Raw genomic sequence first — 9,358 nt, 5'->3', positions numbered from 1 at the left:
GGCTGCTGAAGCTGAACTTCCTCGAGCACTGGACCGGCGGCGTGCAGGGCCTCGTCGTCACCAAGCCGGACGCGCCGTTCGGGCTGCCGATGTCGCAGGTCATGTGGCTATACTACTTCTCACTCGCCGTCGTGCTCGCGATCTACATCTTCTCGGTGAACCTGCTACGCTCTCGCTCGGGCCGCGCCTTCATGGCGATCCGCGACAACCAGATCGCGGCCTCCGCCATGGGCGTCGATGTCGCGCTGTACAAGACCCTGGCCTTCGGCGTCTCGGCCGGCATCACGGGCGTCGCCGGCGGCCTTGGCGCCATTGCGGTGCAGTTCGTGGCACCAGACGGCTACACCATCACGCTCGCGATCTCGCTGTTCCTCGGCATGGTCGTCGGCGGCGTCGGCTGGTTGCCCGGCTCGATCGTCGGCGCCGCCTTCATCATCTTCGTGCCGAACATCGCGGAAGGTATCTCCAAGGGCCTCTCCGGTGCGGTGTTCGGTGTGCTGTTGTTCCTCGTCATCTACCTCGTGCCGCATGGGGCACGGGAGGTTTTAAGGCTCGCGGAGCGGAGGAGAACCGGCGTGCGGGCGCAGCAATGAAAGTGATCCAGGGCCATCGCGCTCGACCTCTTTTTCGGATGTACACGACATCGTCGTCGGAGTGCGCGTTCGAGAGCCTCAGGATGCGCAAGGCTGACTGGTCTGCTGGCTCTCCTCCCGATTTGGGGCATCGTTAGGCCACGTGGAACGACGAGCTCGGATTTGAACCCAAGAGAACAGTATCGCGTTGCGAGGGTGATTAGAGGGTCGAACCGATTGCAATCCGGGCGCATCTCCCGGCGTTCGGCCCAATCGGGGACGCGCGCCGAGACGCTCGCTTAAATGGGTTACCAAAAACTGGTTGTTTAAGTAGGAAAAATGTGCAAATGAGTAGAAAAAGATCGCGGTGGGCGGCAGGTCTCCAACCGCAGGCCGCAATTAAGCAATCGACCATTAGTGGGGAGAACTTTAGATGAACGCATTGAGGTGCCTTAGCTTCGCTTGCATGTTCGGGCTGCTAGGGAACGCAGCCCTTGCTCAGTCGCCCAGCAAATACGACCCGGGAGCTTCGGAAAGCGAAATCAAGATCGGCCAGACCTATCCGTATAGCGGTCCGCTCTCATCGGTCGGCGAGCTCGGGCTTACTGAAGCGGCCTACATCACCATGATTAATGAGCGCGGCGGCATAAGCGGAAGGAAAGTGACCTTCATCTCGCTGGACGATAATTACAGCCCTGCGAAAGCCATTGAACAGACGCGCAAGCTTGTTGAGCAGGATGAAGTGCTTGCGATATTCAACCCGTTCGGAACTCCAACAGCCACGGCGACTCAAAAATACCTCAACTCCAAGAAGGTCCCGCAGCTATTCGCGGGTACTGGGAGTTCGCGGTTCAACGATCCAGCCTTCCCTTGGAGCAGCTCCGTCATTCCCAGCAATCTTGCGGAAGGGGTCGCCCTCGGGAAATATGTAGCCCAAAAGTTCAAGACTGCAAAAGTTGCGATCCTGTTTCAGAATGATGATTTCGGCAAGGATTACGCAAAAGGATTCAAGGACGCGATTGCGTCATCTCCCGGCATTCAGATCGTGAAGGAGGCGGCCTACGAGGTTACGGAGCCGACGATCGATTCTCAGATCACTCAACTCGCTGCGACGGAAGCTGATGTCCTGTTGAACGTCACTGCGGGCAGGGCGGCAGTCCAATCGATCCGCACGCTCTCAAACCTGAAATGGAAACCACTTCACCTTTTGAATGGGAAGTGGGCCAATATCGATGTATTTGAGCCGGTCGGAATGGAAAAGGCGGTCGGCATTATTTCGTATCAATACATCCAATCCGCGTACGACCCCACCTGGGAGACGGAACCGGCTGCGCTCGAATACAAGGAGTTCATGAAGAAGTATCGTCCGGGCGCAAATCTGTATTCCGTGATCAATGTGCAAGGCTATCTATACGGTCGACTTCTCATTCATATCTTGCGCGAAGCTGGCAACAACCTCACTCGGGAGAATATCAATTCTATCTCCATGAATCTCCACGATGTCGACCTCGGCGGTCTGCTGCTTCCGGGCGTGAAAATAAACACCTCCCCTACACAAAGGTATCTCATCTCAAACCAGATACTCACGCAATTCGATGGGAAAAGATTCGTTCCGATCGAATGAACCGCCCACTTTATGCCTTTCGGCCGCCTCCCGGCCGGACCAAGGGCTCGCACCGGCGAGTCCTTCAACTAAGCCCGGTATAAGTGAATACCGGGCTTTCTTTTCCCCGGCATCTTAGTCGGCGTCCGAAGGATGTAGACCATGACCCCAGCCCTTGAAACAAAATACGTATTCACCATCACGGCACATGTCGGCGAGGTAACCTCGGCCGGCGACATCGGTACAGGCGTCCGACGGATCGTTCCAATATTGGGCGGCGAGGTGAGAGGCGATATCAACGGCAAGTTCTGCGCTGCCGGCGCGGATTTCCAGATCATACGGCCCAACGGATTGATGGAGATCGAAGCCAGATATGCTTTTGAGACGGACGACGGTGCCGTTGTCTATGTCGAAAATAGAGGCTTCCGCTTCGGTCCCGCCGAATTGTTGCAAAAGCTGAGTCGCGGTGAGCCCGTCGATCCCAAGCTGGTATATTGCCGTACCGCGCCGAAATTTGAGACCGGTCATGAAAAGTATCGCTGGCTGATGCAGCACATCTTCATTGCCTCCGTCGCCCGCCTCGGCGACCGCGCGGTGATTGACGTGCACCAGGTGCTGTGAGGCTTTCAGAGCACCGCCTGTGAACAGCGGTCATCAACCCCGCCTTCATCTCGAACGCATACCTACTTGGTGGTCGCCTCTGATCGGAGGCTTTGGCCGACGCTCTCAATCGAGGCTTCGATCTGTTTTCAATCAGGAGTGCTCAGAAGCTCTCTCGCGATTACGGTGGCCACGAACTCGTTGTACCGTCGCTCAAAAATGCTTTACAACCATCGACGGGCCTTCGGGGCACGAGAGGAATCGGTTGTGGGATTTAGCAGCAAGAAACAGAAGGTGCATTCGTCCGCTGTCAGGCCCAACAAGAAACCAAAACGGGCCCTAGGGAAGCGTGGGGCGGAGCCCGATGCCGCAATCCTCAGCTCTCGCGACAGTTTGCTGCAGACGGCAGTCGAGCTGTTTGCCAAAAAGGGCTTCGATGGCGTGTCGACCGGAGATATCGCGGCCGCCGCAGGGTTCTCTCAGGCCATCATACACTATCATTTCGGGTCGAAAGATCAGTTGTGGAAGGATGCCATGACTCATCTCATGCACGACCTTGACAAGCGATTTCCATTAGATCTTCAGGAACTGCGTGATCTAAATCCCGTAGATCAACTCCGTGTCATTGTGCGGAGGTTCATCGCCATGTCGGCGTCGAGGACCGAGCTTGCGAGCATTTTGGTGCTGGAGTCGATCGCAGATAGCGAGAGGCTGGAGTGGCTTGTGCGCAGGCATTTTCAAAAAAGAATAGACGCGCTTGAGAACATCGTGAAGGCGGCGATAGCCACGGGGGTCGCGAAGGACTTGCCTCCCTTCCTGGTTACTCACGGTATCCTTCTTTCGTCCTCGTTCATCTTCTGCCTGGCTCCGCTGATAAGGCTTGCGCACGGAGTGGACATGAAGGACCGGAAGGCTGCTGGCGCGATCCCGGACGCTCTGCTCGACTTTTTCCTCGGCGGCCTGTTGCGGCAATAATCACTTTACCCCATGCGTGGATGTTGACGGCCTGCACTGGTTGATCTAATAGGAATAATATGTGAGTACATAGGAAATTTGGGAAAGGCGCCGCATGAGCGAGATCGATCTCGTTGACAAAGTTCTGCTGGTGACCGGCGGAGGGCGCGGCATAGGCCGAGAAATTGCGCTCTTCGCGGCAAAAGAAGGCGCTCGCGTCGTGGTCAACGATTTGGGGAGCGCACCCAGCGGCTCCGGCAGTGACGCCTCCGTCGCCGACGAGGTCGTTGCCGAAATCAAACGGGCCGGGGGAGCGGCCGTGGCGAGCACCGACAGCATCGCTACCGAAGCTTCGGCCAAGCAAATCATTGCGACTGCGCTCGATAACTACGGACGCATCGACGCGGTCGTCAACAATGCCGGAATGCTGCGTGACCGCATGTTCTACAACATGACGGAGGAGGAGTGGGCCTCGGTAATTCAGGTCCATCTTTTCGGCTACTTCTACGTTTCGAGAGCGGCCGCGCCGCACTTCAAGGCGCAGGCTTCCGGATCGTACATCCACTTCACGTCTCCCGCGGGATTGATCGGGGCGGTCGGACAGGCGAACTACGCCGCCGCAAAGATGGGCATCGTGGGAATGTCGACCGGAATTGCGTTCGACATGGCCAAATACAATGTCAGATCGAACTGTATCGCTCCTTCGGCATGGAGCCGACTGCTCGCGAGTGTCCCGATCCGGTCCAAGGGGGAAGAAGAGCGGGCGGCCATGTTCCAGAAGAAGATGGGGCCGGAAAAGATCGCTCCACTCTGTGCCTTTCTGGCGAGCGACGCTGCCAAGTCCGTGAGCGGTCAGGTCTTTAAGGTGCGCGGCAACGAGATATTTCTGATGAGTCAGCCCCGACCTATTCGATCGGTTCATCGGGACGGCGGGTGGGGCATGCAAAGTCTTGCCGATATCATGTTGCCCGCGCTTTCATCGTCTTTCTTTCCGCTGACGTCGCACTTGGACGTGTTCAGCTGGGATCCAATCTGAGGCTTCGATATGGTCCTCGACTACAATCGCCTTATGAGCTGGCCCTTCAGGGACGTCGTTCGCCATTACGACGACAAGGATACTATCCTTTACGCGCTCAGCGTGGGGCTCGGTGCGGATCCGGTCGATCCGCGTCAACTCAAGTTCGTCTACGAGAAGGGCCTTCAGGCATTTCCGACAATGCCCATCATCCTAGGTATGACGGACACGGGATTTCTGACCGATCCCTCCATCGGCATCGACCTGCCCAAAATGCTGCATGGCGAATCGAGCCTTACGATTCATGCTCCTCTTTCGCCCGTGGGCGGAATTATCAGCCGAATGCGCATCTTGGACATCATCGACAAGGGGGCAGCCAAGGGAGCGCTGCTCTACTTCGAGCGTGCCATCCGGGACGCAGAGAGCAATTATCCGTTAGCCACAGAGCGGGGCTGTTTCGTGCTACGGGGTAACGGCGGCTTTTCTGATGATGTTAGAAAGACGCCGTCCCCTCGTGCCGTTCCAGATCGCGCTCCCGACCACGTCTTTGCGCTGTCGACTTTGCCACAGGGCGCGCTGCTGTACCGGCTGACGGGAGATCGCAATCCGTTGCATGCCGATCCAAGTGTCGCAAAGGGCGCCGGATTTGAGCGCCCGATCTTGCACGGCTCATGTGCCTACGGCATTGCGGGGCATGCCGTGCTGAAAGTGTTGTGCGATTATGAACCTCAGCGTCTTCAACGGATGGATGTTCGCTTCACGGCGCCCGTGTTGCCCGGAGAAACCATCCAAACGGAAATCTGGCAAGAGCATCAGGGCTCGGCCCTTTTCCGCTGCAAGGTGATCGAGCGCAACAGGGTGGTACTCGATAACGGGTTTGTCGAGTACGCGGCCACGAATGCCGCCTCCGATTCACGCGGCTCAGCCAGTCACTAGGGAACATCTATGGACAAGGGAAAACGCTACGTTCCGGTCGCGACGCCCGAGACAAAGCACTTCTGGGACGGTACCCGCGAGGGTCGTCTCGTGCTTCAACAGTGCCGGCAATGCGAGCATACCTATTTTCCGCCGCGACCATTTTGCTGCGAATGCGGTAGCCGCGACGTCGCCCCAAGGGAATGCAGCGGACGCGCTCGCCTGTACAGCTACGTGATCAGCCATCGCGCAGCGCCGGGCTTTGAAGCGCCTTATTCGATCGCGGTCGTCGAACTGGAAGAGGGGCCTCGGCTAATGACGAACATTGTCAATGTTCCGCAGACTCCAGAAGCGCTCGTGTTGGACATGCCCTTGCGCGTGACGTTCAAGGAGCTCTCCACCGAGATAACGCTCCCGCTATTCGAACCCCAAGGAGCAGCATCTTGAGCAAGGCGCAAGCGGCTATCGTCGGAGCGGCGGAAACCACAAGGATCGGCGTCGTGCCGGACATGTCGCAGTTGCAGCTTCACGCTGACGCAGCGCTTAATGCGCTCGCGGACGCCGGAATCTCCGCCGGAAAAATCGATGGCCTGGCCACGGCAGGCGAAGATCCTGTCCTGTTGGCGCACTATCTTGGCATCAAGCCGAGCTGGATCGACGGTACGGCCGTCGGTGGATGCTCGTTCATGATGCACGTGCGTCATGCCGTCGCCGCGATCCGTCAGGGCCTGTGCAGCACCGTGCTCATCACTCACGGGGAGAGCGGAAAATCGAGGGTACCAGCCCCCTTCTTTCCTTGGCCCCCCCAACCCATGAGTCTGGTCGGTCAATTCGAGGCGCCGTTCGGAGTTGTGGGCGCTCCCACCATGTTCACCATACCTGTCCTGAGATACCTTAAGACCTACGGGATATCCCTGGAGAAATTGGCCATGGTGCCCGTCATCCAGCGGAAGTGGGCAGCGCTAAATCCGAAGGCCACTTTCAAAGACCCGATCACCGTCGACGACGTGCTCGCCTCTCGCATGGTTGCCTATCCTTTCACGCTGCTGATGTGCTGCCCGCAGACTGACGGAGGCGGGGCATTGATCATCACTGCGCCGGAGCGCGCCACCGAATTCTCCAGCAGCCCGGTCTACGTGTTGGGGGCGGGCGAAGCGAGCGAGACGACGATGATCAGTCAGATGGAAGACTTTACGTCCTCGGCGGCCTTCAGAAGATCGGGCGCGGCGGCATTCAAAGACGCCGGTATTAGCCACGACGACGTCGATCACCTGATGATTTACGACGCCTTCGCTCACCTGCCGCTCTATGGATTGGAGGATCTGGGCTTCTGCGGACGCGGTGAAGCGGCGGACATGATTGCGGACGGCCATACGGCACCCGGCGGCTCCCTGCCCGTAAACACGAATGGGGGCGGACTAAGCTATATGCATTCGGGCATGTACGGCATGTACGCGTTGCAGGAAAGTGTTCGCCAAGTTCGAGGAATTGCGCCTGCTCAGGTCCCAAACGCAAAGATCTCGGTGGCCCATGGTGTCGGCGGAATGTTCAGCGTAAGCAGCACTATCGTGCTCGGCAACGTCGTTCCCTAAGTGCGTTTCGCGGATCGTTGCGGAGCATGAGAAAATGGGACCGTTGAGCGGAATCCGCGTTGTTGAGATTGCTGGAATTGGCCCGGCGCCAATGTGCACGATGTTGTTAGCCGACCTCGGTGCATCCGTACTTCGCATCGAGCGCGATGGAAGCCCCGATCTTGTCGATGATCTTCCTCGCGGCTGCAACATAATTCTACGCGGGCGCCCATCGCTGCAACTCGATCTTAAGAACAGCGATGCCCGTGATTTTGTGCTCAGCGTAGTGAGCAAAGCCGATGTGCTGATTGAAGGTTTCCGTCCCGGAGTCGCTGAGCGGCTCGGAATCGGACCGGAGCCCGCCATGGCGGTCAATCCGAAGCTGGTTTACGGCCGCATGACTGGTTGGGGACAAGACGGTCCGCTGGCCATGCGAGCCGGGCATGACATCACATACCTGGCATTGAGCGGCGCATTGAATGCGATAGGCCGCAAGGGTCAGCCCCCGACCGTTCCGCTCAATCTGGTAAGCGACTTTGCTGGCGGCGCGCTGTATCTGGCGTTGGGAATCTTGTCAGCCTTGGTGGAGCGTCAGCATTCAGGTCTAGGGCAGGTGGTCGATGCGGCGATGATTGACGGCACTGCGTCGCTGATGGCTGCCATCTATGGCATGGCGGCGGCGGGCAACCTGACGTCCGAGCGTGGAACCAATTTGCTTGATTCTGGAGCCTACTTTTACGATGTGTATGAGTGCGCAGACGGTAAATGGTTGGCAATTGGAGCGCTCGAACAGCGCTTTCACGACGAATTGCTGCGACAGATTGGCATTGATCCAGGCTCGGCCGGTTCACGAGCGAACCGGGAGAACTGGCCGCGCATGCGGGAGCTGCTGAAGGCGCGATTTCGTACGCGAACGCGCGACGAATGGCAGGCGCAACTCGAGCCTCTTGATGTTTGCGCCGCGCCGGTGCTGTCGATGTCGGAAGCCTCGACACATCCGCACCTGCGTCATCGCCGGACTTTCGTTGACATCGAGGGCGTTGTGCAACCTGCCGCGGCGCCTCGCTTTAGCCGCACGCCAGCGAATGATCCGCGTCCGGTCCCGGAGCTAGGTGTGGGCGTCGATGATCTGCTGCGTGAATGGGAGATCGACCCCAAGGGACGGCCGCGCCAACGTGCAATGCCTTCATAAGCCCTTAAGCAATGGGGTCACGTAGGAATCGAATTGCGCTCAAGTTGTACGCAATGCCTTTGGGTAGGCGCTGGAGCCGCCGAAAGTGTGCAGGCAGGGCTCATAGATGTCTCCCGCCGTCTACGACGATGCGCGAGCCCGTGCTGGCCCTAAGGTGAGCGATGCAGGCAAAAATCGCCGAAGCGACATCGTCGGGTTCGATGACGCGCTTCAGAGGCGTCGCCTTGGCGCCGGCCTCGAGTGCCGCGCGGTCCCGGCCAGGCACGAAATCAGTGGCCACGGCGCCCGGGGATACGGTCAGCAGCCGAACTTCCGGTCCGAGTGCACGCGCGAGTGACGCGGTCATATTGTCGAGGGCGGCCTTGGAAGCGCAGTAGGCGACGTTGCTGCCCGAAGCCGTGAAGCCGGAGATCGAGGACACGTTGACCACGACGGCATCGCCTGAGGCGCGCAGCACCGGGAGCAGCGCGCGGATCGCGGAATACGGCCCACGAACGTTCGCGATGAGGATCTCCTCGAACAACGCGTCCGTGAGAGTCACTAGATCATCATGATTGATGGCGCGAGTGAAGCCGGCAGAATTAACAAGGATGTCGAGCTTTCCGTGCCTCGAGGCGATGTGCGCCGATAGCGCTACGAAGCTCTCGGGATCGTTCAGCGACAACCTTGCGACTTCGTGCGATCCGCGGGGCAGGCTGCCAAGGAGAGCGTCGGCGCGCTCCTTGCTGTGATGATAACCGATGATGACGTCTGCGCCGGCGTCGGCGAGGAGTTGGACGGTCGCGGCGCCGATCCCGCTACTACCCCCCGTGATGACTGCGAGGCGGCCGGCCAGGAGGTCGTTTTCACTCATTGGATGCTTCCCGTTGTTTGCATTGATCTCTATCAAAGCAATTCGCGAAGCTCTGTCACCCGAACACGGGACAAGCCACGTTC

Annotated in this window: 10 protein-coding genes; 9 read left to right on the top strand and 1 reads right to left on the bottom strand. The window is 58.6% G+C overall.

What is annotated here, in order from left to right:
* From IVB27_RS33920 to IVB27_RS33880, 9 genes are all read left to right on the top strand, one after another.
* Positions 1-593: branched-chain amino acid ABC transporter permease (locus tag IVB27_RS33920; RefSeq protein ID WP_247447126.1), on the top strand; the 593-nt coding region annotated here is incomplete at its 5' end.
* A 412-nt stretch (positions 594-1,005) separates the two neighbouring features.
* Positions 1,006-2,196, top strand: a complete 1,191-nt coding sequence (locus tag IVB27_RS33915) for an ABC transporter substrate-binding protein (protein WP_247447125.1) — start codon at positions 1,006-1,008, stop codon at positions 2,194-2,196.
* 141 nt (positions 2,197-2,337) lie between these two features.
* Entirely contained in the window at positions 2,338-2,796 is a 459-nt protein-coding gene (locus tag IVB27_RS33910; RefSeq protein WP_247345799.1) for a DUF3237 domain-containing protein, read from the top strand.
* Positions 2,797-3,042: 246 nt separating this feature from the next.
* On the top strand, positions 3,043-3,750 hold the full coding sequence (locus tag IVB27_RS33905) for a TetR/AcrR family transcriptional regulator (protein WP_247345802.1): 708 nt from the start codon (positions 3,043-3,045) through the stop codon (positions 3,748-3,750).
* A 94-nt stretch (positions 3,751-3,844) separates the two neighbouring features.
* A complete protein-coding gene (locus IVB27_RS33900) occupies positions 3,845-4,765 on the top strand; it encodes an SDR family NAD(P)-dependent oxidoreductase (RefSeq protein WP_247447124.1) in 921 nt (306 codons plus the stop codon).
* Between the two features lie 9 nt (positions 4,766-4,774).
* Positions 4,775-5,680: a MaoC/PaaZ C-terminal domain-containing protein gene (locus IVB27_RS33895; protein ID WP_247447123.1), complete on the top strand. Its 906-nt coding sequence runs from the start codon at positions 4,775-4,777 to the stop codon at positions 5,678-5,680.
* 9 nt (positions 5,681-5,689) lie between these two features.
* On the top strand, positions 5,690-6,106 hold the full coding sequence (locus tag IVB27_RS33890) for a Zn-ribbon domain-containing OB-fold protein (RefSeq protein WP_247447122.1): 417 nt from the start codon (positions 5,690-5,692) through the stop codon (positions 6,104-6,106).
* Complete coding sequence (locus IVB27_RS33885) at positions 6,103-7,251, top strand: thiolase C-terminal domain-containing protein (protein ID WP_247447121.1); 1,149 nt, start codon at positions 6,103-6,105, stop codon at positions 7,249-7,251. Before IVB27_RS33890 ends, IVB27_RS33885 begins: the two co-directional genes overlap by 4 nt.
* 34 nt (positions 7,252-7,285) lie before the next feature.
* A complete protein-coding gene (locus IVB27_RS33880) occupies positions 7,286-8,422 on the top strand; it encodes a CaiB/BaiF CoA transferase family protein (protein ID WP_247447120.1) in 1,137 nt (378 codons plus the stop codon).
* A 100-nt stretch (positions 8,423-8,522) separates the two neighbouring features.
* Here the strand turns inward: IVB27_RS33880 and IVB27_RS33875 are convergent, their stop codons facing one another.
* Positions 8,523-9,275 (bottom strand): SDR family NAD(P)-dependent oxidoreductase, encoded by a 753-nt coding sequence (locus IVB27_RS33875; protein ID WP_247447119.1) that lies wholly within the window; start codon positions 9,273-9,275, stop codon positions 8,523-8,525.
* Positions 9,276-9,358 lie beyond the last annotated feature (83 nt).

It is taken from the genome of Bradyrhizobium sp. 197 (genome assembly GCF_023073375.1).
Lineage (GTDB): Bacteria > Pseudomonadota > Alphaproteobacteria > Rhizobiales > Xanthobacteraceae > Bradyrhizobium.
Note: the sequence above shows the minus strand (reverse complement) of the source record. Positions and strands in the feature narration are given on the sequence as shown.

What these genes read in the sequence shown, in the direction of transcription:
- IVB27_RS33915 (WP_247447125.1), top strand. Translation starts at nt 1,006, where the DNA reads ATGAACGCATTGAGGTGCCTTAGCTTCGCTTGCATGTTCGGGCTGCTA.
- IVB27_RS33910 (WP_247345799.1), top strand. Translation starts at nt 2,338, where the DNA reads ATGACCCCAGCCCTTGAAACAAAATACGTATTCACCATCACGGCACAT.
- IVB27_RS33900 (WP_247447124.1), top strand. Translation starts at nt 3,845, where the DNA reads ATGAGCGAGATCGATCTCGTTGACAAAGTTCTGCTGGTGACCGGCGGA.
- IVB27_RS33895 (WP_247447123.1), top strand. Translation starts at nt 4,775, where the DNA reads ATGGTCCTCGACTACAATCGCCTTATGAGCTGGCCCTTCAGGGACGTC.
- IVB27_RS33890 (WP_247447122.1), top strand. Translation starts at nt 5,690, where the DNA reads ATGGACAAGGGAAAACGCTACGTTCCGGTCGCGACGCCCGAGACAAAG.
- IVB27_RS33880 (WP_247447120.1), top strand. Translation starts at nt 7,286, where the DNA reads ATGGGACCGTTGAGCGGAATCCGCGTTGTTGAGATTGCTGGAATTGGC.
- IVB27_RS33875 (WP_247447119.1), bottom strand. Translation starts at nt 9,275, where the DNA reads ATGAGTGAAAACGACCTCCTGGCCGGCCGCCTCGCAGTCATCACGGGG.